Here is a 26,393-nt window from a genome sequence, read left to right on the forward strand (position 1 = left end):
CAGGTGCCGTGCGGTGATCCCATCGCAGCCTCGCTGGGGCTCGACAGCTCCCACATTTTGATCTTCGATGGAGCCCGCTCGCCACAACAGGCCCTGTTTGCTTAACCCGGCACGACCATGACCGATATGCTTCTCACCCTTGTCAGCACAGCCTTGATCAGCAACCTCGTGTTGCAGATGCCGCTGGCTGTCGACCCGGTGCTGGCATCCACGGTTGACTCACGCCGGCGCATACATGCGCTGGGCATCGCCACCACGGTGCTGATGTTGCTGAGTGGCATCCTCGGCTATCTGCTCGATCATTACCTATTGCGGCCTCTGGCGCTGACGTCCCTGCGATTGTTTGTGTTTTTGCCGGTGACAGTGCTGCTGATCCATCCGCTGCTGAGGGTGCTGTGCCGCCAGTTACCCAAGCTGCCGTTCGATGGCCTGTGGCCTTTGTTGCTGGGGAATGCCGGGGTGTTGAGCGTGGTGCTGCTGGGTACGCAAGACCATAAAGGGCTGGCACACATGGCTGCACTGAGCCTGGGCGCCGGGCTGGGTTTCTGGCTGGTGCTGAGCCTGTTCAGTGACCTGCGCCAACGTATTGCCGACAACGACATACCACTGCCCTTCCGGGGGCTACCGGTGGCGCTGATCAGCGCCGGGCTGATGGCCGTGGCTTTCCTGGGTTTCAACGCAATGATCAAACCATGAGCCTGATTCAACGTATCGATGCCCTGCTGCCGCAGACCCAATGTGGCAAGTGCGGGCATCCTGGCTGCAAACCGTACGCCGAAGGCATTGCCCAGGGCGAGGCGATCAACAAGTGCCCGCCCGGCGGGCAGGAAACCATCGCGAGCCTGGCGCAATTGCTGAAGCTCCCGGTGCTGGAACTGGACACCTCCCGGGGCGAGGCGCCCGCGCAGATCGCGTTTATCCGTGAGGCAGAGTGCATCGGTTGTACCAAATGCATCCAGGCCTGCCCGGTGGACGCCATCGTCGGTGCCGCCAAATTGATGCACACGGTGATTATCGACGAGTGCACCGGCTGCGACCTGTGTGTGGCGCCATGCCCGGTGGATTGCATCGAAATGCGCCCGTTGACCACGGTGTTGCCGATTGTCGGCGGGCTGGCCTCCAACGATGCCGAGCGCCAGGCACGCAGCCTCAAGCGCGACCGCGCCCGGCGGCGGTTTGAACAGCGCAACGCCCGACTGCAACGCGAAGAAGAACAGAAGCTCGCCGAGCGTCTGGCCCGTGCCAAGCGTGCGCCGCCGGTGGCCGAGGTCACGACCAACCCGGTCCAGGCCGCCATTGAGCGGGTGCGTGCGCAAAAGGCCGCTGCCATGGACGCCGCCCTGAAAAAGGCCAAGATCAACCTGGCCATGAGCCGTGCCCAGCTGCATAAATCCCTGAAAGCCTTTGGTCACCCACCGACCTTTGAACAGCAGTCCCAGTTGATCATCCTGCAACAGCACTTCGAAACAGCAGAGCAGGCGCTGGCGGCGCTGGTGGGCGACGATGCCCGTGCTTGAAGCCGTTGATCGTCAGCAGCACGCGATGAAGCGTGTGCTGCTGGCGACGGTGCCGGGCTTGCTGGCGATGTTCTGGCTGTATGGCTGGGGCGTGTTGATCAATTTATTGCTGGCAGCCAGCTGTGCACTCGTCGTGGAAGCTGGCATTCGGCGGCTGCGCGGGCATTCGGCCCGCGATCTCGGCGGCCTGGTCACGGCCACACTGCTGGCGCTGGCGCTGCCACCTTATTGTCCATGGTGGTTATGCGTGGCCGCCGTCACCAGTGCGTTGCTGCTGGGCAAGCACCTGTACGGCGGCAACCAGAACCCGTTCAACCCTGCCATGGTCGGTTACGCACTGATGCTGGTGGCCTTTCCCCAACCCATGACCCACTGGCCTGCCTCCCACGGCATGGACCTGCTGGCCGGCCTGCAACAGGTGTTCGGCGTGCAAGGTAATGCGCCGGACGCCTGGGCCCAGGCGACAGCCCTGGATGCCCTGCGGATCAACAAGAGCCTGACCATGGATGAGCTGTTTGCCAGCCACCCGGCTTTTGGGCATGTCGCCGGCAAAGGCAGTGAATGGGTGAACCTGGCCTTTCTGGCGGGCGGGCTGTGGCTGTTGCAGCAACGGGTGTTCAGTTGGCACGCGCCGGTGGGCATGCTCGGTAGCCTGTTCGTGATCAGCCTGCTGTGCTGGAACGGCTCGGGCTCTGATTCCCACGGTTCACCGCTGTTCCATCTGCTGACCGGCGCCACGATGCTCGGGGCGTTTTTTATCGTGACCGAACCGGTGTCCGGTGCCAAAAGCCCGCGTGCGCGCCTGATGTTCGGTGCCGGCGTGGGCGTGCTGGTTTACCTGATTCGTACCTGGGGCGGTTACCCCGATGGCGTGGCCTTTGCGGTGCTGTTGATGAACCTGGCGGTGCCGATGCTTGAACGCCTGGCGACACCCAGACAGCCTGCGGTGAGTTCATGAGAACCACACGGGGCTTGATAGTGGTGGTGTTGATCGCCGCCGCAGGGTTCGTGCTGACGCTTGGGGTGCAACAGTTGACCGCCAGCCGTATCACCGAGGCCCAACAAAACATCCAGCGCCGGGCCTTGCTGGATATCCTGCCCGCCGGCATTTACGACAACCAGCCCCTGCAACATCCACTCGCTCTAAACCCGCAGGCATTGGCAAACAGCCAATTGCTGGGCGGCTACCTCGCCACCTTGAACGGCCAGCCCGGCGCAGTACTGCTGCGTTCGCAAACCAGTGGCTATGGCGGCCCCATCGATCTGCTGATCGCCATCGCCCACAACGGCAAGCTGCTGGCGGTGAAAACCCTGAGCCATTCGGAAACCCCAAGCCTGGGCGGGCGTATCGCCGAACCGGGCAATCCATGGATGGCGGCATTCAAGGGGCTATCCCGTGACGCTCCAAAAGATTCGGACTGGGCCTTGAAGAAAGACCATGGCCAATTCGACCAAATGGCGGGCGCGACCATCACGTCCCGCGCAGTGGTCAGTGCCGTTCACGATGCCCTGCGGTACTTTGATGATCACCGGCAACTGATGTTGGAGTCGCCGGCTCATGACTAAAGCCCTGGCCCGCTCGCTGATGCTTGCGCCGTTGATTGGGGTGGGCGATACGTTGCCCAAGGCATTGAGCTTCTGGGTACTCTCGGTGCTGATCGGGGCGCTGTATGGCCTGGGCATGCACGGCCTGCGCAACCGCCTTGGCGAACACATGCGACTGATGGCCAGCCTGCTGATCGCGGCGACACTGGTCAGCTGCATGCAACTGCTCTTGCAAGCGTTCGCGTTGCCCTTATATCAACAGTTGGGTATTTACCTGGCGCTGACCAGTGTTCAATGCGTGCTGCTGGAGTATTCAGGCTTTTTCGAGCCTGGCCAGGGCAAGGCACGCGTGAAACTGTTCGGGCTGTTTGGCGTACTGCTGATTACCCTGGGCGTTATCCGAGGGCTGGTCGGCGACGGTTCTGTCACCACACTGGCGCCCACCGGGTTTATCCTGCTCGGGTTATTACTGGCCGGCCGGCAAGCCTGGGTCCACTTTTCAAAACCACACTGACTGTCTGCAAGGAACCGCTCGCCCCATGAACGCCGCAAAACGCCTGGAAATTTTCCGCCGGCTTCACGAAGACAATCCGGAACCGAAAACCGAACTGGCCTATTCCTCGCCGTTCGAGTTGCTGATCGCCGTGATTCTCTCGGCCCAGTCCACAGACGTCGGCGTCAACAAGGCCACCGCCAAGCTGTATCCGGTGGCCAACACCCCGGAAGCGATCTACGCACTGGGGGTGGAGGGGTTGTCCGAATACATCAAGACCATCGGCCTCTACAACAGCAAGGCGAAGAATGTCATCGAGACCTGCCGGCTGCTGGTAGAGCTGCACGGCAGCGAAGTGCCACAAACGCGGGAAGCCCTGGAAGCGCTCCCGGGTGTCGGTCGCAAGACGGCCAACGTGGTGCTCAATACCGCATTTCGCCAATTGACCATGGCTGTAGACACGCACATCTTTCGGGTCAGCAACCGAACCGGCATTGCCCGCGGAAAGAATGTGGTCGAGGTAGAAAAACAACTGATGAAGTTTGTGCCCAAGCCCTATCTGCTGGACTCTCATCACTGGTTGATCCTTCACGGACGCTATGTGTGCCAGGCGCGCAAGCCGCGCTGTGGCAGTTGCCGCATCGAAGACCTGTGCGAATACAAGGAAAAGACTTCCGACGATTGAGCCATCATTGCTTTTATCGATGAGTCGATTGAAAAAATCTTTTTTACCAGGCCCGAGATTATCGTTATAAGGAGCGCCAACGGCAGTCTTAGCCTGGAGTTAACCTTATGAGCACTGGCAAAGAACAACTGGATGTAGAAGACGACGTTGTTGGCGCTGAATCCGACGATGATGCAGCAGAAGCACCGGTTGAGGTGGCCAAGACCAATTTGAGCAAACGCCGCACCATCGACAACCTTCTGGAAGAACGGCGCTTGCAAAAACAGTTGGCCGATTACGACTTCGATCTCTAATCGACCCAACGACAAACAGAAGCCTCCCTTGCGGAGGCTTTTTTCTGACGGCATCTAAACGTTCGGCCGACCTACACCAACCCGTTGCGCTGGGCCAGCTCGATCAAGTCCACCAGGGAACGCGCGTTGAGCTTGAGCAGCGAGCGAGTCTTGTAGGTACTCACGGTTTTATTGCTCAGGAACATGCCATCGGCGATCTCCTTGTTGGTTTTGCCACGGGCCAGTTGTTGCAACACCATCATCTCCCGGCCGGACAGCCGCTCGACCATGTCCGATTCGCTGGCGTTACCCATTGTGGAACGTACCGAATTCAACGCCTGGTTGGGGAAGTAGCTGTACCCGCACAGCACTGCCTTGACCGCGCTCAACAGCTCGGTGAGATCCTGCTGCTTGCACACGTAGCCAGCAGCACCCGCCTGCATGCACCGCATGGAAAAATGCCCGGGCGCCTGGGACGTCAGCACCAGCACCTTGAAAGGATGGGCCTGTTTGGTAGATGACAGCCGGCATATAACTTCCAGGCCGTCGAGTTTGGGAATTCCAATATCCAGTATGACAATGTCCGGCATATGCTCCCGTGCAAGTTGCAAGGCATCGACACCGTTATCTGTCTCGGCAACGACCTCATAACTATGACGTTCCATTAGCATACGCACAGCAAGACGAATGACGGGATGATCATCCACGATCAGCACTTTATTCATGGGCAAGTCCAATTTCGCTGTTCGAATTATTAAGAGCAAACACAATAGCCTAGTCGTTTCCCACTTGGCATAGCGCTCCCCCCCAAGCAACAGCAAGCAGAGACCCAACCCACAACGTCATCGGATTTAACCTACAAAAAAACGCCAATCCGGAGGTATCCAGTTTTGTTATGGCTTTCAGAACTTTCCGAGCGCAAACATATTTTGAGTGAAAAATCCCAGGATTACCGGGGGAAGGGTAAACGTGCCGCACACAAGTTTCAGGAAATGCCCCTTGCGCCTTATCAGAAAGCCAGTGACTCCGGGCCGAAACCCGTTTTTTAAAAGTTCCATCCAACATAGCCAGTCACACTCCATAGATCCTACAGACATGTCAGCGCTTGACATGTTTTCCATACACTTATGTGTGAAATTTCTGTAGTACATAGTTCCCGCATACAAGAAAAAAATTCGCCTTCAACAATGGATCATTTATTTAGCTAAATTAATAAACATTGCACCCGTAAAGACATAAACATGCTCACGCCACACCTTCGCCCAAACGGGCTTTTCAGCTGAATAATAAACACGGCATCGCCTCTAATGATTCCGGATGCCTTTTTTCAGGCAAAAAAATGGCCCCTTAACGGAGCCATTTTTTATTACCACTTAAAACACTCAGAACAACTTGCGACCTTTGTTGGCTGCAATGCGCATGCGCAACGCGTTCAGCTTGATGAAGCCCGCCGCGTCGGCCTGGTTGTAGGCGCCGCCATCTTCTTCGAACGTAGCGATATTGGCATCGAACAGCGACTCGTCGGACTTGCGACCGGTGACGATCACATTGCCCTTGTACAGCTTCAGGCGCACAACGCCGTTCACGTGGACCTGGGAAGCGTCGATCATCTGTTGCAGCATCAGGCGCTCAGGGCTCCACCAGTAGCCGGTGTAGATCAGGCTGGCGTACTTGGGCATCAGCTCGTCTTTGAGGTGAGCCACTTCACGGTCCAGGGTGATGGACTCGATGGCGCGGTGAGCGCGCAGCATGATGGTGCCGCCCGGAGTCTCGTAGCAACCACGGGACTTCATGCCCACGTAACGGTTCTCGACGATGTCGAGGCGGCCGATACCGTGTTCGCCACCGATGCGGTTCAGGGTCGCCAATACGGTGGCCGGAGTCATTTCGACGCCGTCCAGCGCGACGATGTCGCCGTTGCGGTAGGTCAGTTCCAGGTACTGGGCCTTGTCGGGAGCGTTCTCCGGGGAGACGGTCCATTTCCACATGTCTTCTTCGTGCTCGGTCCAGGTGTCTTCCAGCACGCCGCCTTCATAGGAGATGTGCAGCAAGTTGGCGTCCATCGAGTACGGGGACTTCTTCTTGCCGTGACGCTCGATCGGGATAGCGTGCTTTTCAGCGTAATCCATCAGCTTTTCACGGGACAGCAGGTCCCACTCACGCCAAGGAGCAATCACTTTTACGCCTGGCTTCAAGGCGTAGGCGCCCAGTTCGAAACGTACCTGGTCGTTGCCCTTGCCGGTGGCACCATGGGAAATGGCGTCGGCGCCGGTTTCGTTGGCGATTTCGATCAGGCGCTTGGCGATCAGCGGACGTGCGATGGAGGTACCCAGCAGGTACTCGCCTTCGTAGACGGTGTTGGCGCGAAACATCGGGAAAACGAAATCGCGGACGAACTCTTCGCGCAGGTCGTCAATGTAGATCTCTTTCACGCCCATGGCTTGCGCCTTGGCACGTGCAGGTTCGACCTCTTCGCCCTGACCCAGGTCAGCGGTGAAGGTCACCACTTCACAGTTATAAGTATCCTGCAGCCACTTGAGGATCACCGAAGTGTCCAGGCCGCCGGAATACGCGAGAACGACCTTGTTTACGTCGGCCATGCCATCACTCCACGGGGTTGTACGGAAAGGCGTCGATTCTACCGACCAAAACCGTGAAATTACAGAGGCGCGACAGCAAATGAAGATAAAGCGACAGATTATGTCGAGCGGGCGACGAAACGCCGCACCTTATGAGGTGGCGGCGGCGTTGCCTGGCGCTTTGGCCTGGGGCGCCGGTTTCTCGGGGGCTGCCACCCTTTCGAGTTGAATATTCACCCGACGGTTTTTCGCCCGGTTGGCCGGGTTGGTGTTCGGCGCCAACGGGTAGCTTTCGCCATGAAAGCGCAAGGTAATCTGCGATTCCTGGATGCCATTGGCCTTGAAGTAGTCCATCACCGCCAGGGCGCGACGCCGTGAGACATCACGGTTGGTCAGGCGATTGCCGCTGTTGTCGGAGTGACCGTTCAACTCGATGTGATTGACGGTAGGGTCGGCTTTCATGAACTCGAGAATCACCGACAGCTTTTTCTTGGCCGCTGCATCCAGTTCGATGCCACCGCCCGGGAAGCCCACCTCGGTCTGTTTGACCTGCTCGAAATTCATCGGCAGCAGCTTGGTGGTACATAACTGATAGTCGTTGTAGGCCTTGTTGAATTTGACCGGCAACAGACGGATCTCGGAGTAGCCACCTTCGCGCCCATAGTGCCGCACAGTCGGGCTGCGACCTTCGAGTAAACCGGTAAACAAGCGCCCGGCCTGGGCCTGGGAGCTGTTAAACAGCACGTCACCACTGCCGACGCGCACCGCGCCCAGGTTGATGTCACCGCGCCCCGGCTGCCACGGCGCAGCGGCCGCCAGCAGGGTCGCGGAACCGGCACCCAACGAGCCGTTGAAGGCTTTCAGACGAAACGTCGCCTGCTCGCCGGCCCGGCGCACGAACTCGCCCGAGCCGAAATCGGTGATCGGCTGGCTCAAGCGGCACTCGAATTTATCGCCCTCCACTTTCCACTCAATATTCTCCAGACGTGTCTGGAACGTGAGGGCCATCGCGGGCAGGCTGGCGAACACACTGAGCAGGGCTAGATAATGCTGGCGCACGGGAGGCTCCACTGGTTTCTACAACACATCAAGGCGTCATACATCGTTAAGGCATACCCAGGGATATCGGTCGCATCCTGCAAAACTTGATAGCGAGTGCCTGCAAGAGTCTTTTCCGGTAGCATTCCCACCAGATTGACCCGCCTGGAATCCCCAATGTCCGACCGCCTGACCCTGCTGCGTCCCGACGACTGGCATATTCATCTTCGCGATGGTGCTGCGTTGCCCCAAACCGTGGCCGATGTAGCGCGCACGTTTGGCCGCGCCATCATCATGCCTAATCTGGTACCTCCGGTGCGTAACGCCGCGGAAGCCGACGCCTATCGCCAGCGCATCCTCGCTGCACGACCGGCCGGCAGCCGTTTCGAACCGTTGATGGTGCTGTACCTGACCGACCGTACGCAGCCCGAAGAAATCCGCCAGGCCAAGGCCAGCGGTTTCGTCCACGCTGCCAAGCTGTACCCGGCCGGGGCGACCACCAACTCCGATTCCGGCGTCACCAGTATCGACAAGATCCTGCCGGCCATCGAAGCCATGGCAGAAGTCGGCATGCCGCTGCTGATCCACGGTGAAGTCACCCGTGGCGATGTCGATGTGTTCGATCGTGAAAAGATCTTCATCGACGAGCACATGCGCCGCGTGGTCGAGCTGTTCCCGACCCTGAAGGTCGTGTTCGAGCACATCACCACCGCCGATGCAGTGCAGTTCGTCACCGAGGCTTCGGCCAACGTCGGCGCGACCATCACCGCGCATCACCTGCTGTACAACCGCAACCACATGCTGGTGGGCGGGATTCGGCCGCACTTCTACTGCCTGCCGATTCTCAAGCGCAACACTCACCAGGTGGCGCTGCTCGATGCCGCCACCAGTGGCAACCAGAAATTTTTCCTCGGCACCGACTCTGCACCCCACGCCCAACACGCCAAGGAAGCCGCGTGTGGTTGTGCCGGTTGCTACACCGCCTATGCGGCGATCGAGTTGTATGCCGAAGCGTTCGAACAACGCAACGCCCTGGACAAGCTTGAAGGGTTCGCCAGCCTCAACGGCCCGCGTTTCTACGGCCTGCCGGCGAATACCGACCGCATTACCCTGGTCCGTGAAGACTGGACCGCCCCCACCAGCCTGCCGTTTGGCGAGCTGACCGTTATCCCGCTGCGCGCCGGTGAAACACTGCGCTGGCGCCTGCTGGAGGAACACCCGTGAGTGAAGACCATTACGACGACGACCAGGAACACGGCGGCGGTGGTGGCGGTTCCCGTCACCCCATGGCCGAGCGTTTCCGTGGCTACCTGCCGGTTGTCATCGATGTAGAAACCGGTGGTTTCAATTGCGCCACTGACGCATTGCTGGAAATCGCCGCCACGACCATCGGCATGGATGAACAGGGTTTCGTGTTCCCGGAACACACCCACTTCTTCCGCGTCGAGCCGTTCGAAGGCGCGAACATCGAAGCCGCCGCCCTGGAGTTCACCGGGATCAAGCTCGACCACCCGCTGCGCATGGCAGTCAGTGAAGAAGCGGCGCTGACCGACATCTTCCGTGGCGTGCGCAAGGCGCTGAAGGCCAATGGCTGCAAACGCGCGATCCTGGTGGGCCACAACAGCAGCTTCGACCTGGGCTTCCTCAACGCCGCCGTGGCGCGCCTCGACATGAAGCGCAACCCGTTTCACCCGTTCTCCAGCTTCGACACCGCGACCCTCGCTGGCCTGGCCTATGGCCAGACCGTGCTGGCGAAAGCCTGCCAGGCCGCCGGTATCGACTTCGACGGTCGTGAGGCCCACTCGGCCCGCTACGACACCGAGAAGACGGCCGAGCTGTTCTGCGGCATCGTCAACCGCTGGAAACAGATGGGCGGCTGGGAAGACTTCGGCGACTGAGGCTGAGCCAAACAAGACCTCTGCAGCGAGCGGGCTTCTGTGGCGAGGGAGCTTGCTCCCGCTGGGCTGCGCAGCGGCCCCGTAAACCCGCCTCGGTTAACCTGTTAAACCGCGGTGTCAGGTTCTGGGGCCGCTTCGCAGCCCAGCGCGAGCAAGCTCGCTCGCCACAAAACCAAATGCAGCGCATAAAAAAACCGGCCTTCTCAGGCCGGTTTTTTTTGCTTCAAACGTGGCTTACAGCTTGCCAGCGTTCTCGGTCAGGTAAGCCGCAACGCCTTCTGGCGAAGCGTTCATGCCTTTGTCGCCTTTTTTCCAGTTGGCAGGGCAGACTTCGCCGTGCTCTTCGTGGAATTGCAGCGCGTCGACCAGACGGATCAGCTCTTCCATGTTACGGCCCAGCGGCAGGTCGTTGATGATCTGCGAGCGCACAACGCCCTTGTCGTCGATCAGGAACGCGCCACGGAAAGCCACGCCGCCTTCGGATTCAACGTCGTAGGCCTTGGCGATGTCGTGCTTCATGTCGGCAGCCATGGTGTATTTGACTTTGCCGATGCCGCCATCATTGATGGCAGTGTTGCGCCAGGCGTTGTGAGTGAAATGGGAGTCGATGGAAACAGCGACCACTTCAACATTACGCGCCTTGAAATCTTCCATGCGGTGATCCAGAGCGATCAGCTCCGATGGGCAGACGAAGGTGAAGTCCAGTGGGTAGAAGAACACCAGGCCGTATTTGCCTTTGATGGCTTCAGACAGTTTGAAGCTGTCTACGATTTCGCCATTGCCGAGGACGGCGGGTACGTCGAAATCCGGGGCTTGTTTGCCGACGAGTACGCTCATTGGGTATCTCCTGATGGTGGTGACTGAAGTAAAAGGATCCGTCCCAGTGTGCCGCAGCTAAACGACAGGCCTGTGACGTGATCACGCTTCGTGAAGACCGACCATCATACCGGAAAAAAACCGTTCGTCAGTGAGCCCGCGCACAAACCACCAGGCCGGTGAAACTACTTTGACAATCATTCTCGTTAACATTAAGATCCGTCGCACTTAAGCCTTAAACCCGCGATGGTTCTCCCTTATGTATGTCTGCCTCTGCACTGGCGTCACCGACGGACAAATCCGCGAAGCAATCTATGAAGGTTGCTGCAGCTACAAGGAAGTACGTGAAACCACCGGCGTTGCCAGCCAATGCGGCAAATGTGCCTGCCTCGCCAAGCAAGTGGTACGGGAAACCCTGACGCAGCTGCAAACTGCCCAGGCTGCGATCCCCTACTCAGCAGAATTTACACACGCTTAATCGGCGTGTTTTAAAGAACCGGACTTAGTGTCCGGTTTTTTTATGCCCGTAATTCAAACAGTTAGCGCCAAGACGCGGAACACAAACATTCTTATTCCGATTAATTTTCATTTATTATTCAATAACTTAGGTTTGACAGTAGTGAATACGCCGCTCAAACTCCGCCTTATATACAGCTAATACAGGGCAGGACCCCAATCATGAAAGGCGACATTACAGTCATCCAGCAACTCAACAAAATCCTTGCCAATGAACTGGTCGCGATCAATCAGTACTTCCTGCATGCGCGCATGTATGACGATTGGGGCCTGGAAAAGCTGGGCAAGCGTGAATACAAAGAATCCATCAAGGCCATGAAGGACGCAGACGCGCTGATCAAGCGCATCCTGTTCCTGGAAGGCCTGCCGAACGTGCAGGACCTGGGCAAGCTGAACATCGGCGAGCACACCCAGGAAATGATCAACTGCGACCTGAACTTCGAGCGCAAGAGCCACACCGACCTCAAGGCCGCGATTGCCCATTGCGAAACCAAGAGCGACTTCGGCAGCCGCGAGTTGCTGGAAGAGATCCTTGAAGACCAGGAAGAGCACATCGACTGGCTGGAAACTCAAATCGGCCTGATCGACAAAGTGACTATCGAGAATTACCTGCAATCGCAGATGGGTGAATAACCCACAATTGCCGGCCACTAAAAAGCCCCGCTCTCTCTCGAGAAGCGGGGCTTTTTATTGCCGCGGCCTGAAACGAATCAGGCTTCGGTCTTCGCCGCGGCTTTTTCTGCTGCGTCTTTGATCAGGGCCTGCAACGAACCATCAGCCGCCATTTCGGTGATGATGTCGCTACCGCCGACCAGCTCACCGGCCACCCACAACTGCGGGAAGGTTGGCCAGTTGGCGTACTTCGGCAGGTTGGCGCGGATTTCCGGGTTCTGCAGGATATCCACGTAGGCGAACTTCTCGCCACATTGCATGATTGCCTGGGAAGCCTTTGCGGAGAAGCCACACTGAGGCGCGTTAGGAGCGCCCTTCATGTAAAGCAGAATAGTGTTGTTGGCAATCTGCTCTTTGATCGTTTCGATGATATCCATGGAACACCTCGGCTGGAACTTTCCGACTCATGGGTCGGCACGGTGGCGCATTGTAACGCAAACCCCAGCGTGACGCTCGGACTCCCCGACAGACAATCCTTACGCCGCCGCCACCTGCACCGGCACGCCGTTCAACGCCGCGTTACCCGACAGCTCATCCAGTTGCCGCTCATCCGTCAGGTCATTCGCACTCGCCCCCGGCTGCCCGCTGGCAATGCTCATCTGCACGCCCGGGCGGCCGTGACCCCAACCATGAGGCAGGCTGACCACGCCAGGCATCATGTCGAGGCTGGACAGCACTTCCACTTCGATCATGCCGATCCGCGAGCTGACTCGCACGCGCTGCCCGTCGCTCAACTGACGATGAGCAAGGTCGTCCGGGTGCATCAACAACTGGTGGCGGGGCTTGCCCTTCACCAGTCGATGGTAGTTGTGCATCCAGGAGTTGTTGCTGCGCACATGGCGGCGGCCGATCAGCAGCAACTCACCCACTTCGGGCAACGGTTGCGCGGCGAAGCGCGCCAGGTCGGCGAGGATCACCGGCGGTGCGGCCTGCAGGCGGCCATTGGGAGTTTTCATGCGGCCCGCCAGGTTCGGCTTCAACGGCCCAAGGTCCAGGCCATGAGGATGATCCGCCAGCGCGGCAATCGACAACGCATCGCCATAAGGCCCGGCCCGCAGCCCGAAATCGATCATCTGTGCAGGCGGCATGGTGGGTTTGAGTGCATTGCCGGTTTTCGCGGCAAATGCCTGGGCCAGGCCGACGAAGATTTCCCAGTCATGCAGCGCGCCCTCGGGTTTGGGCAGGATCGCGCGGTTGAAGCGCGTGACGTTGCGCACCGCGAACATATTGAACGTGGTGTCGTAGTGATCGTTTTCCAGCGCCGAAGTGGACGGCAGGATCAGGTCGGCATAGCGCGTGGTTTCGTTGATATACAGGTCGACACTGACCATGAACTCCAACCCATCCAGCGCCTGCTCCAGTTGCCGGCCGTTGGGCGTGGACAACACCGGATTACCCGCCACCGTCACCAGCGCGCGGATTTGTCCTTCGCCCTCGGTGAGCATTTCTTCAGCCAGCGCCGACACCGGCAACTCGCCACCGTACTCCGGCCGCCCGGAAACCCGGCTCTGCCAGCGGTTGAAATGCCCGCCTGAAGTGGACGCCACCAGGTCGACTGCCGGCGTGGTGCACAACGCGCCGCCCACTCGGTCCAGGTTGCCGGTGACCAGGTTGATCAACTGCACCAGCCAGTGGCACAGCGTGCCGAACGCCTGCGTCGATACGCCCATGCGGCCATAGCACACCGCCGCCTCGGCCGCGGCGAAGTCCCGCGCCAACTGGCGGATCTGCTCGGCTGGCACCGCGCATTGGCGGCTCATGGCCTCGGCGGTGAATCCGGCTACGGCGTGGCGCACTTCATCCAGGCCGTCCACGGGCAGGTGGCTGTCACAGGTCAGGTTCTCGGCGAACAGCGTATTGAGCAACCCGAACAACAACGCCGCATCACCGCCGGGGCGCACAAACAGATGCTGATCGGCAATCGCCGCCGTCTCGCTGCGCCGTGGATCAACGACCACCACTTTGCCGCCCCGGGCCTGGATGGCCTTCAGGCGTTTCTCCACATCCGGCACGGTCATGATGCTGCCGTTGGACGCCAGCGGGTTGCCGCCAAGGATCAACATGAAATCGGTATGGTCGATGTCCGGGATCGGCAGCAGCAGGCCGTGGCCATACATCAGGTGGCTGGTGAGGTGGTGGGGCAACTGGTCCACCGAGGTGGCGGAAAAACGGTTGCGGGTCTTGAGCTGGCCGAGGAAATAGTTGCTGTGGGTCATCAGGCCGTAGTTGTGCACGCTCGGATTGCCCTGGTACACCGCCACGGCATTCTGCCCATGGCGCGCCTGGATACCTGACAGGCGTTCGGCTACCAGTGCAAAGGCGTCGTCCCACGGAATTGGCTGCCATTCGCTGCCCACGCGCAACATGGGCTGGTGCAGGCGATCGGGGTCGTTCTGGATGTCCTGCAGGGCCACGGCCTTGGGGCAGATATGGCCACGGCTGAAGGTGTCCAGGGGGTCGCCCTTGATCGAGGTGATCGCCAGGCTCCCGTCTTCGCCTTGGGTGGTTTCCAGTGTCAGGCCGCAGATGGCTTCGCACAGATGGCAGGCACGGTGATGGAGAGTCTTGGTCATGGCCAGTCTCTTTATTGTGGGCTGAGCGCTTCGGACCAAAACTATGGCCCGCCCCAGGCGGCAGCGCCAGCAACGTTCGTCGTGTGAATCCAGCGGCATCAGGCCTGGGCATGAGGAAACATCAGGAAATGTTTCAGCCCCCTCCGACAGCCCGCTGAAACCGACGCGCCATGGTCTGCGCCCGCCCTCGCGCATTGCAATATGACGCAGCGCCAGTGTACAAATGACCCGCTGCTGTCAGGAAACAGGCTTCAAAAGCGCCCTCCCCGCGTCCTTGAACTCCCCTAAAAACTGTAGCCCTATTGGTAAGACGCGACATTTAATTATAAGATCGCGCCTTCCCCTATTTCGTCGCCCCGTGCGGCTTTCGCCGCAGGTCTCGCCCGTTTTCAAAATAAACAAGGCTTTGAGTATCTGCGGTCTGTTGCAAAAAGGTAGTTAATGATGAGCGCAAGGCACTTTCTCTCCCTGATGGATTGCACGCCCGAAGAGCTGGTCAGCGTGCTCCGTCGAGGCATTGAGCTTAAAGACCTGCGTAACCGCGGCGTACTGTTCGAGCCTTTGAAAAACCGCGTGCTCGGGATGATCTTCGAGAAGTCGTCGACCCGCACCCGCGTGTCCTTCGAAGCCGGCATGATCCAGCTCGGCGGGCAAGCCATCTTCCTGTCGCCTCGCGATACCCAACTGGGCCGCGGCGAGCCGATCAGCGACTGTGCGATCGTAATGTCGAGCATGCTGGATGCGGTGATGATCCGTACCTTCGCCCACAGCACCCTCACCGAATTTGCCGCCAACTCTCAAGTGCCCGTAATCAACGGCCTGTCCGATGACCTGCACCCCTGCCAGTTGCTGGCCGACATGCAAACCTTCCTTGAACAGCGCGGCTCGATCCAGGGCAAGACCGTGGCCTGGATCGGCGACGGCAACAACATGTGCAACAGCTATATAGAAGCGGCGATCCAGTTCGACTTCCAATTGCGCGTTGCCTGCCCTGAAGGCTATGAGCCGGACGCCAAATTCCTGGCCCAGGCCGGCGACCGCGTGACCATCGTGCGCGACCCGCGTGACGCGGTCATCGGCGCGCACCTGGTGAGCACCGACGTCTGGACCTCCATGGGCCAGGAAGAAGAAACCGCCAAGCGCCTCAAGCTGTTCGCTCCGTTCCAGGTGACCCGCGCCCTCCTCGACCTGGCCGCGCCGGACGTGCTGTTCATGCACTGCCTGCCCGCCCACCGCGGCGAAGAAATCAGCCTCGACCTGCTGGACGACCAACGCTCGGTGGCCTGGGCCCAGGCAGAAAACCGCCTGCACGCACAAAAGGCCTTGCTCGAGTTTCTGGTTGCGCCGGCGTACCGCCCTGCATGAGCCAGCCATTACTGCTGAACCTACGCAATCTGGCATGCGGCTATCAGGACCAACGGGTGGTGCAGAACCTCAATCTGCACCTCAACGCCGGCGACATCGGTTGCCTGCTGGGCTCCTCGGGCTGCGGCAAGACCACCACCCTGCGGGCGATTGCCGGGTTTGAGCCGGTGCATGAAGGCGAGATCAGCCTGGCGGGTGAAGTCATCTCCAGCGCCGGTTTCACACTGGCACCGGAGAAACGTCGCATCGGCATGGTGTTCCAGGACTACGCACTGTTTCCACACCTCAGTGTGGCCGACAACATTGCCTTCGGCATTCGCAAGCACCCGCAAAAAGAGCGGGTAGTGGCCGAACTGCTGGAACTGGTGAACCTGAAGAACCTGGGCAAACGCTTCCCCCACGAACTCTCCGGCGGCCAGCAACAGCGCGTCGCCCTGGCCCGTGCCCTGGCGCCGGAGCCACAACTGTTGCTGCTGGATGAACCCTTCTCCAACCTCGACGGCGAACTGCGGCGCAAGCTCAGCCATGAAGTGCGCGACATCCTCAAGGCGCGGGGCACCAGTGCGATTCTGGTGACCCATGACCAGGAAGAGGCCTTCGCAGTGAGTGACCATGTGGGTGTGTTCAAGGAAGGCCGCCTGGAGCAGTGGGATACGCCCTACAACCTCTACCACGAACCGCTGACGCCCTTCGTCGCCAGCTTTATTGGCCAGGGTTACTTCATTCGCGGGCAGTTGAACACGCCGGAATCGGTCACCACTGAACTGGGCGAGTTGCGCGGCAACCGTGCCTACACCTGGCCTACCGGCGGTGCGGTGGATGTATTGCTGCGCCCGGACGACATTGTTTATGCGCCGGACAGCGCCTTGAAAGCCCGGATTGTCGGCAAGACGTTCCTTGGTGCGTCGACCCTGTATCGCTTGCAGCTGCCGACAGGCGCGCAGCTGGAATCGATCTTTCCCAGCCACGCCGATCATCTGGTCGGTGCCGATGTGGGCATACGCGTGGCAGCCGAGCACCTGGTGTTGTTCCAGGCCATGTAGGAGCGCATCACGCCCGGCCAATTTCCGCGAACTTGGCCTGGGTGTGTTCGGCCAGCACCGCCGCTGCCAACTCCACTTCCAGCCCCCTTCTCCCCGCACTGATAAAAATCGTCGGAAACGACTGAGCGCTCACATCGACAAAGGTGCGCAGGCGCTTCTTCTGCCCCAACGGGCTGATGCCACCCAGCAAATAGCCGGTCGCCCGTTGCGCCGCTGCAGGGTCAGCCATCTCGACCTTTTTCACCCCCGCCGCCTGCGCCAACGCTTTTAAATCCAAACTTCCGACGACCGGCACAACGGCCACCAGCAACTCGGCTTTTTCGCTGCTGGCCAGCAGGGTCTTGAACACCTGTGCGGGATCAAGCCCCAATTTTTCCGCGGCCTCCAGACCATAGGACGCTGCCTTGGGATCATGTTCGTAACTGTGGATTCGATGTTCGGCGCGAACTTTTTTCAACAGGTCCAATGCGGGCGTCATACGTGCTCCAGGCTTGGCAAAAAGGTGAAAAAACAGACGGCCAATTCTAGGCCAACACGCGGCAAAAGGCTCTAGTCCGAAGCCCTCTGCCACGCCCGCGCGCGGCCCCCGCCAGCGACTCCCATCGCCCACGGCACGATCATTCACCACACCAATAATTACAAAATGACCGATCGTTCACTTTCGACCTTTGACAGCCGTCATTCTTGTCTATATTTTTTCGTTTACGAATACTGTAGGAATAGACCTACGGATTCACAGCAGTAAGCCGCGAACAGGATGGGGATCCTTGCCACGGTGAAAATCGCCGATTGCCCGTTGAGGCAAAACGCCAGACAACAACAAAAACAGAGGTTTTCCATGACAACTGCTCTTCAACAGCCTTCACTTTCAAGTCAATGCATGGCCGAATTCCTCGGCACTGCGTTGCTGATCTTCTTCGGTACCGGATGTGTTGCTGCGCTCAAGGTCGCGGGCGCCAGCTTTGGCTTGTGGGAAATCAGTATCATCTGGGGGATCGGCGTCAGCATGGCGATCTACCTGAGCGCCGGTATTTCCGGGGCTCACCTCAATCCGGCCGTCAGTATTGCCCTGTGCATCTTTGCCGATTTCGACAAGCGCAAATTGCCGTTCTACATCATCGCCCAGGTCGCCGGCGCCTTCTGCTCGGCCGCGTTGGTTTACACGCTCTACAGCAACCTGTTTTTCGATTACGAACAAACCCACCACATGATTCGCGGCACCCAGGCCAGCCTGGAACTGGCGTCGGTGTTCTCCACCTACCCGCATCCGCTGCTGGGCACCGCCCAGGCGTTCCTGGTGGAAATGGTCATCACCGCGATCCTGATGGGCGTGATCATGGCCCTGACCGACGACAACAACGGCCTGCCCCGTGGCCCGTTGGCGCCGCTGCTGATTGGTTTGCTGATCGCCGTGATCGGCAGCGCCATGGGCCCGTTGACCGGCTTTGCGATGAACCCGGCCCGTGACTTCGGTCCCAAGCTGATGACCTTTTTCGCCGGTTGGGGTGAAATGGCCTTCACGGGCGGGCGCGACATTCCTTATTTCCTGATTCCGATCTTCGCGCCGATTGTCGGTGCCTGCCTCGGTGCTGCAGCGTATCGCGGGCTGATTGCCCGTCACCTGCCGAGCGCCGCACCTGCTACAACTGCTGAAACCGAAGCTGCCGCCACCGGCAAAACCCGCACTTCCTGATGCGATAGCCTGGGCCGTACTGCCCTTTTGCGCCCCAGGCTATTTTTTGACTCCCCCTATTCTCCGTCCAAGGCAATCGACATGACCGACATTCAGAATAAGAACTACATCATTGCCCTCGATCAGGGCACCACCAGTTCCCGGGCGATCATCTTTGATCGTGACGCCAACGTGGTCTGCACCGCCCAGCGTGAATTCACCCAGCATTACCCGCAAGCCGGCTGGGTCGAACATGACCCGATGGAAATTTTCGCCACCCAGAGCGCGGTGATGGTCGAGGCCCTGGCACAAGCCGGCCTGCACCATGACCAAGTCGCGGCCATCGGTATCACCAACCAGCGTGAAACCACGGTGGTCTGGGACAAAATCACCGGCCGCCCGATCTACAACGCGATCGTCTGGCAATGCCGCCGCAGCACCGAGATCTGCCAGCAGCTCAAGCGCGACGGCCACGAGCAATACATCAACGACACCACTGGCCTGGTCACCGACCCGTACTTCTCCGGCACCAAGCTCAAGTGGATCCTCGACAACGTCGAAGGTAGCCGCGAGCGTGCGCGTAACGGCGAGCTGCTGTTCGGCACCATCGACAGCTGGCTGATCTGGAAATTTACCGGCGGCAAAACCCACGTCACTGACTACACCAACGCCTCGCGCACCATGCTCTTCAACATCCACACCCTGGAGTGGGATGCGAAGATGCTGGAGATTCTCGACGTGCCGCGCGAAATGCTGCCGGAAGTGAAGTCCTCCTCTGAAATCTACGGCCGCACCAAAAGCGGCATCGCCATCGGCGGTATCGCCGGTGACCAGCAGGCGGCGCTGTTCGGCCAAATGTGCGTAGAACCGGGCCAGGCGAAAAACACCTACGGCACCGGCTGCTTCCTGCTGATGAACACCGGCGACAAGGCCGTGAAATCCAAGCACGGCATGCTCACCACCATCGCTTGCGGCCCCCGCGGCGAAGTGGCCTACGCCCTGGAAGGCGCCGTGTTCAACGGCGGTTCCACCGTGCAGTGGCTGCGTGACGAGCTGAAGATCATCGCCGACGCCACCGACACCGAATACTTCGCGGGCAAGGTCAAGGACAGCAACGGCGTGTACCTGGTGCCGGCCTTCACCGGCCTGGGCGCTCCGTACTGGGACCCGTATGCCCGTGGCGCGCTGTTCGGCCTGACCCGTGGCGTACGCGTGGATCACATCATTCGTGCCGCCCTGGAGTCGATTGCCTACCAGACCCGCGACGTGCTTGACGCCATGCAGCAGGATTCCGGCGAACGCCTCAAATCCCTGCGGGTAGACGGTGGCGCCGTCGCCAACAACTTCCTGATGCAGTTCCAGGCCGACATCCTCGGCACCCAGGTTGAGCGCCCGCAAATGCGCGAAACCACCGCATTGGGCGCCGCCTACCTGGCTGGCCTGGCGTGCGGCTTCTGGGGCAGCCTGGACGAACTGCGCGGCAAGGCGGTGATCGAGCGTCAATTCGAACCGCAACTGGAAGAAGCGGCGAAGGAAAAACTCTACGCCGGCTGGCAAAAAGCGGTCAGCCGCACCCGCGACTGGGAACCCCACGAAGGCGCTGAATAAGCCAAGCGCCGGACCCACATAGGGTTGCAACTGGCAGGGAGCAGATTCCTGCGTCATCATGGGCCACTTTTTACGGCAGCCCAAAGGACGCACCATGAATCTGCCTCCCCGCCAGCAACAAATCCTCGAACTGGTCCGCGAACGCGGCTATGTGAGTATCGAGGAAATGGCGCAGCTCTTTGTTGTCACCCCGCAAACCATCCGCCGCGATATCAATCAACTGGCGGAAGCCAATCTGTTGCGCCGCTACCATGGCGGCGCAGCCTATGATTCCAGCGTTGAAAACACCGCGTACGCCATGCGTGCCGACCAGATGCGCGACGAGAAACAGCGCATCGGCGAAGCCATCGCCGCGCAAATCCCCGATCATGCCTCGTTGTTTATCAACATCGGTACCACCACCGAGTCGATTGCGCGCGCGCTGCTTAACCACAGCCACCTGAAAATCATCACCAATAACCTCAACGTCGCCATGATGCTGAGTGCCAAAGACGACTTCGACGTACTCCTGACCGGCGGCAACGTGCGCCGTGACGGCGGCGTGGTGGGCCAGGCCAGCGTCGATTTTATCAACCAGTTCAAGGTCGATTTCGCCCTGGTGGGCATCAGCGGTATCGATGAAGACGGCAGCCTTCTGGACTTCGATTACCAGGAAGTGCGGGTTTCCCAGGCGATCATTGCCAATGCGCGCAAGGTGATCCTGGCGGCGGACTCCAGCAAATTCGGGCGCAACGCCATGATTCGCCTGGGACCGATCAGTTTGATTGATTGTTTAGTCACCGATCAGCAGCCGGTTCCGGCGCTGGTGCAACTGTTGAATCAGCACAAGATTCGGCTGGAAGTGGTGTAAGCCCAAACAGGGGGGTGTCCTGCCCCCTGATGTTCACAAATTTTCCTTTCCTCGCCCTTCGATCAGTATTTTCAATCGAAGCGGACTGGCTGTGCCCGCGTTTATGAGCTACCATTTTCGCAAATGAACATTTATGTTCGAATTCCAATACGAAAAAGATTGCGAGGCCAGCCGATGAACCCTTCTACCTTGCCTGCCCCACCGCTTGCCGAAGTCTATGACGTCGCCGTTATCGGTGGCGGGATCAATGGCGTCGGCATTGCAGCAGACGCAGCCGGGCGCGGTTTGTCGGTATTCCTTTGCGAAAAGGACGACCTGGCCAGCCACACCTCTTCCGCCAGCAGCAAACTGATCCACGGCGGCCTGCGCTACCTGGAACATTACGAATTTCGCCTGGTGCGCGAAGCCCTGGCTGAACGTGAAGTGCTGTTGGCCAAGGCCCCGCACATCGTCAAGCAAATGCGTTTTGTATTGCCACACCGCCCGCACCTGCGTCCGGCGTGGATGATCCGCGCCGGCCTGTTCCTCTATGACCACTTGGGCAAGCGCGAAAAACTCGAAGGCTCCAAGAGCCTCAAGTTCGGCCCCGACAGCCCGCTGAAAAGCGAAATCACCAAAGGCTTCGAATACTCCGACTGCTGGGTCGACGACGCCCGCCTTGTAGTCCTCAACGCCATGGCCGCGCGTGAAAAGGGTGCGCATATCCACACCCAGACCCGTTGCGTCAGTGCGCACCGCAGCAAAGGCCTGTGGGAAATGAACATGGAGCGTGCCGATGGCAGCCTGTTCTCGATCCGCGCCCGCGCGCTGGTAAACGCCGCCGGCCCATGGGTGGCCAAGTTCATCAAGGATGACCTGAAGCTGGACTCGCCCTACGGCATCCGCCTGATCCAGGGCAGCCACCTGATCGTGCCGAAGCTGTATGACGGCGCCCACGCGCACATCCTGCAGAACGAAGACCAGCGCATCGTCTTCACCATTCCGTACCTGAATCACCTGACCATCATCGGCACCACCGACCGCGAATACACCGGCGACCCGGCGAAAGTGGCGATTACCGAAGGTGAAACCGACTACATGCTCAACGTGGTCAACGCGCACTTCAAGAAACAGCTGAGCCGCGATGACATCGTGCACACCTATTCCGGCGTGCGCCCGCTGTGCAACGACGAATCCGACAACCCGTCGGCCGTGACCCGCGACTACACCCTGGCGCTGTCCGGCACCTCGGGCGAGGCGCCGTTGCTGTCGGTGTTCGGCGGCAAGTTGACCACCTACCGCAAGCTGGCCGAATCGGCGATGGCACAACTGGCGCCGTACTTTACCCAGATGCGTCCAAGCTGGACGGCCACGGCCACCCTGCCCGGCGGTGAAAACATGAGCACGCCAGAAGCCCTGGCCGATGCAATCCGCAGCAAATACGACTGGGTGCCAAGCGAGATTGCCCGTCGCTGGTCCACCACCTACGGCAGCCGCACCTGGCGCCTGCTGGAAGGCGTGCAATCGCTGGCCGACATGGGCGACCACCTCGGTGGCGGCCTGTACACCCGCGAAGTCGATTACCTGTGCGCCGAAGAATGGGCCACGCAGCCCCAGGACATCCTGTGGCGCCGCAGCAAGCTGGGCCTGTTCACCACACCGGAAGAACAGGAAAACGTACAGCGCTACCTGTCCAAGGTTGAGCACAATCGCGGCAAGATCGAAGCGGCCTGATCTACCAGCAGTAAAAAAGCCCCTGCACCGAAAGGTCCAGGGGCTTTTTCATGTCTGCAGATGGCGCTGATAACGCTGGCCCATTTCACGGATCCCGTTGAGCGCAGAACCCAGCAAGACGGGATAAGCCGCCTGCAAAAAGCCCGGAGTAGCCGTCGCAAGCGCCCGCTCCAGCCATAGGCAGGCCTGCACCTCGTCGCCGTCTTCAGCCAGCTCCGAGGCGTGGTTGTACTGCCCTCGGAAATCCCCGGCCTCGGCGGAACGCTGATACCACTGCCGCGCCAGTTGAACATCCTTGGGCACCACGACGCCTTCGTGATGGAACCGCCCCAACAGGTTCATCGACTTGGCATGCCCCTTGGCCGCAGCCCGGACGAACAGCTCATACGCCGCAGCAAGATCGCGCCCCACGCCACGACCACGGGTCAGCAGTTGTCCGTAGTTATACAAACCCCAATCCAATCCCAGATCGGCCGCCTTGCGGTAATGCTGCGCGGCATCGTCCAGGTCGATTTCGCAGCCCCATCCATTCTCCAGGCAGCGCCCGATCATGTTGATCGCCATGGGATGACGCTGCCGCGCGGCGATGCGAAACCAGCTCAATGCCAGCGCCTCATCCTTCTGCACGCCGCGACCGTCAAGCAGCAGTTGGGCCAGGGTCGCCTGTGCGTCGGCATCACCCAGTTGTGCCGCATGCATCACCCACCGCACATAAGCACGCGGGTTATCACCGATATCAGACGGCTCGCTGCCTGGCTGCGCACTCTGCATTACTGCCCCGTGTGGCGATCAAGGATCGCAAAAGTTTCATGAATTATTTGGTTACAAAGTATTACATTTGAGATCGCTTATCAATTACGATCGCATCTCACTAACACCAACAAGAGACTACTCAATGGCTACCGGGATCAGTTCTGCCCCCCTTTCATCGCGGCATATGCTCGCGTCGGCAGTGGGCTTGGCAGTGGCTGCGCAGGGAGGATTCAGTTATGCAGCGGAGACTGCACCAGATGACAACACAGGCGTGATTCAGCTCGGTGCGACCAGCATCGAAGGCCAGGCCCCGAGCCAGAGCGTCTACAACCCTGTGGCTCCCTCATCCCCCAAGTACACCGAGGCACTGCGCGACACGCCGCAGACCATTACGGTGGTGCCCAAGGAAGTCATTCATGACCAAAACCTGCTGACCCTGCGCGACGTACTCAGCACCGTGCCAGGCATTACCTTCGGTGCGGGCGAAGGTGGCAGCGGGTATGGCGACAGCATCAACCTGCGCGGGTTTTCCGCCAGCGGCGACATCTACGTCGACGGCGTGCGCGACAGCGCGCAATACAGCCGCACCGACCCGTTCAACCTGGAGCAGGTGGAAGTCGTCAGCGGCGCGAGTTCGGTGTATTCAGGCTCCGGCGCAGTCGGCGGCACCATCAACCTGGTGAGCAAGCAACCGGAACTGCGGGACAAAACCACCATCAGCGCAGGCATCGGCACCGACAACTACAAGCGCACCACGCTTGATACCAACCAGATGCTCAACGACACCACCGCGTTCCGCCTGAACCTGATGGCCCATGGTAACGATGTGCCTGGCCGCGATTATGAAGATTACTCGCGCTGGGGCATTGCGCCTTCCATCGCCTTTGGCCTGGGCACGCCGACCCGCGTCACCGTCAGTTTCGAACATCAGAAAGATGACAACACGCCGCAGTACGGCATCCCCATCTACAACGGCAAGCCCATGCCGGGCGTGGGTTGGAGCGATTTCTACGGCTACCACAACATCAATGACCAGAAAACCACCGCGGACTCGTTCAGCCTGAAGCTTGAGCACGACTTCAACGAAGCCGTCTCCGTGCGCAACTTCACCCGTGTCGAGCGGGTTCGCCAGGACCTGCGCGCCTCGGGCCCCGAAGGTGCCCAGGCCGGCTGCCTGGCCAGCGGCACCCAGATCACCGGTGCCCCTTGCGCCGCAGGCCTGCAACCGGGCTTTTTCCAGCCAAGCGGCGGCTCTCTGGGTAACGAACGCAACACCCAGAACAAGATGTTCACCAACCAGACCGACGTGACCAGCCACTTCAGCACCGGGTTTATCGACCACACGCTGGTGACCGGCATCGCCATCAGCCGCGAGGAATATGAGGCGGATACCGGAAAGTGGCTGACCAACGCCAACGGCAGCACGATCGTCCCGCCACCGGTGAGCTTCAGCGATCCGAACTCCGAGTGGAACGGGCCGGTCAACTTCACCCGCGCCGCCCACGTCGATGGCGCGCTGAACAACCGTGCTGCCTACGCCTTCGACACGCTCAAGCTCAGCCCGCAATGGGAAATCAACGGTGGTTTGCGCTACGAGCATAACGCCGGCAGTTCGGTGAGCAACGCCTACTCCAGTACCGGTGTGGAAACCCCAGGCACTCGTTTCGGCCAAGCCGATGACCTGACGTCCTACCGCCTGGCCCTGGTCTACAAACCGGCGGAAAACGGCAGCTTCTATGTGGCTTACGGCAACAGCAAGACGCCGTCCCAAGCCAGCGTCAACGGTGGCTGCTACACCCCGGCCAAAAGCTCAAGCGTGGCCACCAACAACTGCAACGTCGCCCCGGAAACCGCCGTCAGCTATGAAATCGGCACCAAGTGGGACTTCTTCGACAATGCCCTGTCACTCACCGGCGCGATCTTCCGCAATGACCGCACCAACTACAAAGTTGCCGATAACGACCCGACCAACCTGAGCGGCACTCAATCCCTCGACGGTAAAGCCCGTGCAGATGGTGTGGCACTCGGCCTGAGCGGTGCGATCACGGATCGCTGGAAAGTCTTCGCCAACTACACCTACCTGGACACCCGCGTGCTGCGCAGCGCCAGCGACTTCACCCTGGCAACCACAGGTTTCGACGCGCAGAAAGGCGAGCCGCTGCCGTTCACGCCCAAACATGCGGCCAGTCTCTGGACGGTGTATGACCTGCCCTACGACTTCCAGGTGGGCTACGGCATCACCGCGCAAAGCAAGCAGTACCTGGTCAGCGCCGCCGGCGCCCCGACTGCGCCCGGCTACGCGGTGCAACGTGCGATGCTCGGCTACAAGGTCAACAAACAGTTGAACCTGCAGTTGAACATCAACAACCTTTTCGACAAGGAGTACCTGACCCGCATCCGCAACAATGGCTGGGCAGTGCCTGGCGATGGTCGTGCAGCGGTGGTGTCGGCCGACTACACGTTCTGACAGCGCTACACAAAACAGCCCCCGGGAGCCCTGTTCCCGGGGCTTTTTCATGGGCGATACAGGCCCATCCCGCCATTCGGTTTTCCGAACGTCATACCCCGACCTATTCGGTTTGCCGGACTACACCGAGGCAAAAAAGCCGTCACACAAAGTTAATCTCTATATAAATCATACTGTTAACCTTTTATTTCAGGTCTGGCACGACTCATGCTCTACACTCGTAGGCGATTGTCTGAGGCGCCTCAGGAGCCGTCACAGGCTTTCGCAGTACTGTTTATATAAAAACGTGGCCGTCCCAACCGGTCTCATAAAAAAAAC

The 26,393-nt window shown here is 59.7% G+C and carries 25 protein-coding genes and 1 pseudogene; 18 read left to right on the plus strand and 8 right to left on the minus strand.

All coding sequences use genetic code 11. The features are described 5' to 3' along the window. Positions 1 to 117 precede the first annotated feature (117 nt). The 7 genes and pseudogenes from M2400_RS13325 (at position 118) to M2400_RS13355 (ending at position 4,533) form a co-directional block, all read left to right on the plus strand. Complete coding sequence (locus M2400_RS13325; RefSeq protein WP_259196985.1) at positions 118 to 696, plus strand: Rnf-Nqr domain containing protein; 579 nt, start codon at positions 118 to 120, stop codon at positions 694 to 696. Beyond that, positions 693 to 1,493 (plus strand): annotated as a pseudogene (gene rsxB / locus M2400_RS13330) (electron transport complex subunit RsxB); the annotation flags it as partial. The gene M2400_RS13325 and the pseudogene rsxB, both read left to right, overlap by 4 nt. A gap of 10 nt (positions 1,494 to 1,503) precedes the next feature. Next, complete coding sequence (locus M2400_RS13335) at positions 1,504 to 2,475, plus strand: RnfABCDGE type electron transport complex subunit D (RefSeq protein ID WP_259196995.1); 972 nt, start codon at positions 1,504 to 1,506, stop codon at positions 2,473 to 2,475. Beyond that, positions 2,472 to 3,083, plus strand: a complete 612-nt coding sequence (locus M2400_RS13340; protein WP_259196997.1) for an RnfABCDGE type electron transport complex subunit G — start codon at positions 2,472 to 2,474, stop codon at positions 3,081 to 3,083. Before M2400_RS13335 ends, M2400_RS13340 begins: the two co-directional genes overlap by 4 nt. Further along, a complete protein-coding gene (locus M2400_RS13345) occupies positions 3,076 to 3,576 on the plus strand; it encodes an Rnf-Nqr domain containing protein (RefSeq protein ID WP_259196999.1) in 501 nt (166 codons plus the stop codon). The genes M2400_RS13340 and M2400_RS13345 overlap by 8 nt, the downstream gene beginning before the upstream one ends. 25 nt (positions 3,577 to 3,601) lie before the next feature. Further along, complete coding sequence (gene nth, locus M2400_RS13350; RefSeq protein WP_010170146.1) at positions 3,602 to 4,240, plus strand: endonuclease III; 639 nt, start codon at positions 3,602 to 3,604, stop codon at positions 4,238 to 4,240. A 107-nt stretch (positions 4,241 to 4,347) separates the two neighbouring features. Beyond that, entirely contained in the window at positions 4,348 to 4,533 is a 186-nt protein-coding gene (locus M2400_RS13355) for a PA3496 family putative envelope integrity protein (RefSeq protein WP_003208696.1), read from the plus strand. Between the two features lie 71 nt (positions 4,534 to 4,604). Here M2400_RS13355 and M2400_RS13360 read toward each other — a convergent pair whose 3' ends face one another. From M2400_RS13360 to M2400_RS13370, 3 genes are all read right to left on the minus strand, one after another. Beyond that, positions 4,605 to 5,237, minus strand: a complete 633-nt coding sequence (locus tag M2400_RS13360) for a response regulator transcription factor (protein ID WP_259197002.1) — start codon at positions 5,235 to 5,237, stop codon at positions 4,605 to 4,607. Between the two features lie 657 nt (positions 5,238 to 5,894). Further along, on the minus strand, positions 5,895 to 7,112 hold the full coding sequence (locus M2400_RS13365; RefSeq protein WP_003208700.1) for an argininosuccinate synthase: 1,218 nt from the start codon (positions 7,110 to 7,112) through the stop codon (positions 5,895 to 5,897). Between the two features lie 129 nt (positions 7,113 to 7,241). Next, on the minus strand, positions 7,242 to 8,150 hold the full coding sequence (locus M2400_RS13370; protein WP_177046875.1) for an OmpA family protein: 909 nt from the start codon (positions 8,148 to 8,150) through the stop codon (positions 7,242 to 7,244). A gap of 156 nt (positions 8,151 to 8,306) precedes the next feature. On the opposite strand from M2400_RS13370, the gene pyrC reads away from it, so the two are divergent. Both pyrC and rnt read left to right on the plus strand, forming a co-directional pair. Next, positions 8,307 to 9,353: a dihydroorotase gene (gene pyrC / locus M2400_RS13375; RefSeq protein WP_177046876.1), complete on the plus strand. Its 1,047-nt coding sequence runs from the start codon at positions 8,307 to 8,309 to the stop codon at positions 9,351 to 9,353. Further along, positions 9,350 to 10,027, plus strand: a complete 678-nt coding sequence (gene rnt, locus M2400_RS13380) for a ribonuclease T (protein ID WP_003208704.1) — start codon at positions 9,350 to 9,352, stop codon at positions 10,025 to 10,027. Before pyrC ends, rnt begins: the two co-directional genes overlap by 4 nt. Before the next feature lie 234 nt (positions 10,028 to 10,261). On the opposite strand, the gene M2400_RS13385 is transcribed toward rnt, so the two are convergent. Continuing rightward, the gene (locus M2400_RS13385) at positions 10,262 to 10,864 is read right to left on the minus strand and encodes a peroxiredoxin (protein ID WP_155581257.1); all 603 of its coding nucleotides are present in this window, start codon (positions 10,862 to 10,864) and stop codon (positions 10,262 to 10,264) included. 238 nt (positions 10,865 to 11,102) lie between these two features. Here M2400_RS13385 and M2400_RS13390 point away from each other — a divergent pair, with 238 nt between their 5' ends. Further along, positions 11,103 to 11,321 carry a bacterioferritin-associated ferredoxin gene (locus M2400_RS13390; protein ID WP_003208706.1) on the plus strand — a complete coding sequence of 73 codons (219 nt, stop codon included), beginning with the start codon at positions 11,103 to 11,105 and terminating at the stop codon, positions 11,319 to 11,321. Between the two features lie 200 nt (positions 11,322 to 11,521). Next, on the plus strand, positions 11,522 to 11,992 hold the full coding sequence (bfr, locus tag M2400_RS13395) for a bacterioferritin (RefSeq protein ID WP_177046879.1): 471 nt from the start codon (positions 11,522 to 11,524) through the stop codon (positions 11,990 to 11,992). A gap of 77 nt (positions 11,993 to 12,069) precedes the next feature. On the opposite strand, the gene grxD is transcribed toward bfr, so the two are convergent. Further along, complete coding sequence (grxD, locus tag M2400_RS13400; protein WP_034118308.1) at positions 12,070 to 12,408, minus strand: Grx4 family monothiol glutaredoxin; 339 nt, start codon at positions 12,406 to 12,408, stop codon at positions 12,070 to 12,072. Between the two features lie 99 nt (positions 12,409 to 12,507). Then, positions 12,508 to 14,604 carry a molybdopterin oxidoreductase family protein gene (locus M2400_RS13405; RefSeq protein WP_259197005.1) on the minus strand — a complete coding sequence of 699 codons (2,097 nt, stop codon included), beginning with the start codon at positions 14,602 to 14,604 and terminating at the stop codon, positions 12,508 to 12,510. Positions 14,605 to 15,048: 444 nt separating this feature from the next. On the opposite strand from M2400_RS13405, the gene argF reads away from it, so the two are divergent. Together argF and M2400_RS13415 are read left to right on the plus strand one after the other, a co-directional pair. Next, positions 15,049 to 15,969, plus strand: coding sequence for an ornithine carbamoyltransferase (gene argF, locus M2400_RS13410; RefSeq protein ID WP_177046882.1), 921 nt, complete (start codon positions 15,049 to 15,051; stop codon positions 15,967 to 15,969). Further along, positions 15,966 to 17,012, plus strand: coding sequence for an ABC transporter ATP-binding protein (locus M2400_RS13415; protein WP_177084743.1), 1,047 nt, complete (start codon positions 15,966 to 15,968; stop codon positions 17,010 to 17,012). Before argF ends, M2400_RS13415 begins: the two co-directional genes overlap by 4 nt. Positions 17,013 to 17,019: 7 nt before the next feature. Here M2400_RS13415 and ybaK read toward each other — a convergent pair whose 3' ends face one another. Continuing rightward, positions 17,020 to 17,490, minus strand: coding sequence for a Cys-tRNA(Pro) deacylase (gene ybaK, locus M2400_RS13420; RefSeq protein ID WP_259197007.1), 471 nt, complete (start codon positions 17,488 to 17,490; stop codon positions 17,020 to 17,022). Positions 17,491 to 17,850: 360 nt separating this feature from the next. On the opposite strand from ybaK, the gene M2400_RS13425 reads away from it, so the two are divergent. From M2400_RS13425 to glpD, 4 genes are all read left to right on the plus strand, one after another. Continuing rightward, entirely contained in the window at positions 17,851 to 18,705 is an 855-nt protein-coding gene (locus M2400_RS13425) for an MIP/aquaporin family protein (RefSeq protein ID WP_177046886.1), read from the plus strand. 81 nt (positions 18,706 to 18,786) lie between these two features. Continuing rightward, on the plus strand, positions 18,787 to 20,292 hold the full coding sequence (gene glpK, locus M2400_RS13430) for a glycerol kinase GlpK (protein ID WP_003208721.1): 1,506 nt from the start codon (positions 18,787 to 18,789) through the stop codon (positions 20,290 to 20,292). 94 nt (positions 20,293 to 20,386) lie between these two features. Continuing rightward, on the plus strand, positions 20,387 to 21,142 hold the full coding sequence (locus M2400_RS13435) for a DeoR/GlpR family transcriptional regulator (RefSeq protein ID WP_003208723.1): 756 nt from the start codon (positions 20,387 to 20,389) through the stop codon (positions 21,140 to 21,142). 174 nt (positions 21,143 to 21,316) lie between these two features. After that, complete coding sequence (glpD, locus tag M2400_RS13440) at positions 21,317 to 22,855, plus strand: glycerol-3-phosphate dehydrogenase (RefSeq protein WP_177079707.1); 1,539 nt, start codon at positions 21,317 to 21,319, stop codon at positions 22,853 to 22,855. 48 nt (positions 22,856 to 22,903) lie between these two features. On the opposite strand, the gene M2400_RS13445 is transcribed toward glpD, so the two are convergent. Beyond that, positions 22,904 to 23,626, minus strand: coding sequence for a tetratricopeptide repeat protein (locus M2400_RS13445; RefSeq protein WP_259197011.1), 723 nt, complete (start codon positions 23,624 to 23,626; stop codon positions 22,904 to 22,906). 253 nt (positions 23,627 to 23,879) lie between these two features. Between M2400_RS13445 and M2400_RS13450 the strand changes: the two genes are divergently transcribed. Continuing rightward, complete coding sequence (locus tag M2400_RS13450; RefSeq protein WP_256390430.1) at positions 23,880 to 26,075, plus strand: TonB-dependent siderophore receptor; 2,196 nt, start codon at positions 23,880 to 23,882, stop codon at positions 26,073 to 26,075. Positions 26,076 to 26,393 lie beyond the last annotated feature (318 nt).

The organism is Pseudomonas sp. BIGb0558, assembly GCF_024807515.1.
Lineage (GTDB): Bacteria > Pseudomonadota > Gammaproteobacteria > Pseudomonadales > Pseudomonadaceae > Aquipseudomonas > Aquipseudomonas yamanorum_A.

Coding starts and splice junctions, on each gene's coding strand:
- M2400_RS13325 (WP_259196985.1), top strand. CDS start 118: ATGACCGATATGCTTCTCACCCTTGTCAGCACAGCCTTGATCAGCAAC.
- M2400_RS13335 (WP_259196995.1), top strand. CDS start 1,504: ATGCCCGTGCTTGAAGCCGTTGATCGTCAGCAGCACGCGATGAAGCGT.
- M2400_RS13340 (WP_259196997.1), top strand. CDS start 2,472: ATGAGAACCACACGGGGCTTGATAGTGGTGGTGTTGATCGCCGCCGCA.
- M2400_RS13345 (WP_259196999.1), top strand. CDS start 3,076: ATGACTAAAGCCCTGGCCCGCTCGCTGATGCTTGCGCCGTTGATTGGG.
- nth (WP_010170146.1), top strand. CDS start 3,602: ATGAACGCCGCAAAACGCCTGGAAATTTTCCGCCGGCTTCACGAAGAC.
- M2400_RS13355 (WP_003208696.1), top strand. CDS start 4,348: ATGAGCACTGGCAAAGAACAACTGGATGTAGAAGACGACGTTGTTGGC.
- M2400_RS13360 (WP_259197002.1), bottom strand. CDS start 5,237: ATGAATAAAGTGCTGATCGTGGATGATCATCCCGTCATTCGTCTTGCT.
- M2400_RS13365 (WP_003208700.1), bottom strand. CDS start 7,112: ATGGCCGACGTAAACAAGGTCGTTCTCGCGTATTCCGGCGGCCTGGAC.
- pyrC (WP_177046876.1), top strand. CDS start 8,307: ATGTCCGACCGCCTGACCCTGCTGCGTCCCGACGACTGGCATATTCAT.
- M2400_RS13385 (WP_155581257.1), bottom strand. CDS start 10,864: ATGAGCGTACTCGTCGGCAAACAAGCCCCGGATTTCGACGTACCCGCC.
- M2400_RS13390 (WP_003208706.1), top strand. CDS start 11,103: ATGTATGTCTGCCTCTGCACTGGCGTCACCGACGGACAAATCCGCGAA.
- bfr (WP_177046879.1), top strand. CDS start 11,522: ATGAAAGGCGACATTACAGTCATCCAGCAACTCAACAAAATCCTTGCC.
- grxD (WP_034118308.1), bottom strand. CDS start 12,408: ATGGATATCATCGAAACGATCAAAGAGCAGATTGCCAACAACACTATT.
- M2400_RS13405 (WP_259197005.1), bottom strand. CDS start 14,604: ATGACCAAGACTCTCCATCACCGTGCCTGCCATCTGTGCGAAGCCATC.
- argF (WP_177046882.1), top strand. CDS start 15,049: ATGAGCGCAAGGCACTTTCTCTCCCTGATGGATTGCACGCCCGAAGAG.
- M2400_RS13415 (WP_177084743.1), top strand. CDS start 15,966: ATGAGCCAGCCATTACTGCTGAACCTACGCAATCTGGCATGCGGCTAT.
- ybaK (WP_259197007.1), bottom strand. CDS start 17,490: ATGACGCCCGCATTGGACCTGTTGAAAAAAGTTCGCGCCGAACATCGA.
- M2400_RS13425 (WP_177046886.1), top strand. CDS start 17,851: ATGACAACTGCTCTTCAACAGCCTTCACTTTCAAGTCAATGCATGGCC.
- glpK (WP_003208721.1), top strand. CDS start 18,787: ATGACCGACATTCAGAATAAGAACTACATCATTGCCCTCGATCAGGGC.
- M2400_RS13435 (WP_003208723.1), top strand. CDS start 20,387: ATGAATCTGCCTCCCCGCCAGCAACAAATCCTCGAACTGGTCCGCGAA.
- glpD (WP_177079707.1), top strand. CDS start 21,317: ATGAACCCTTCTACCTTGCCTGCCCCACCGCTTGCCGAAGTCTATGAC.
- M2400_RS13445 (WP_259197011.1), bottom strand. CDS start 23,626: ATGCAGAGTGCGCAGCCAGGCAGCGAGCCGTCTGATATCGGTGATAAC.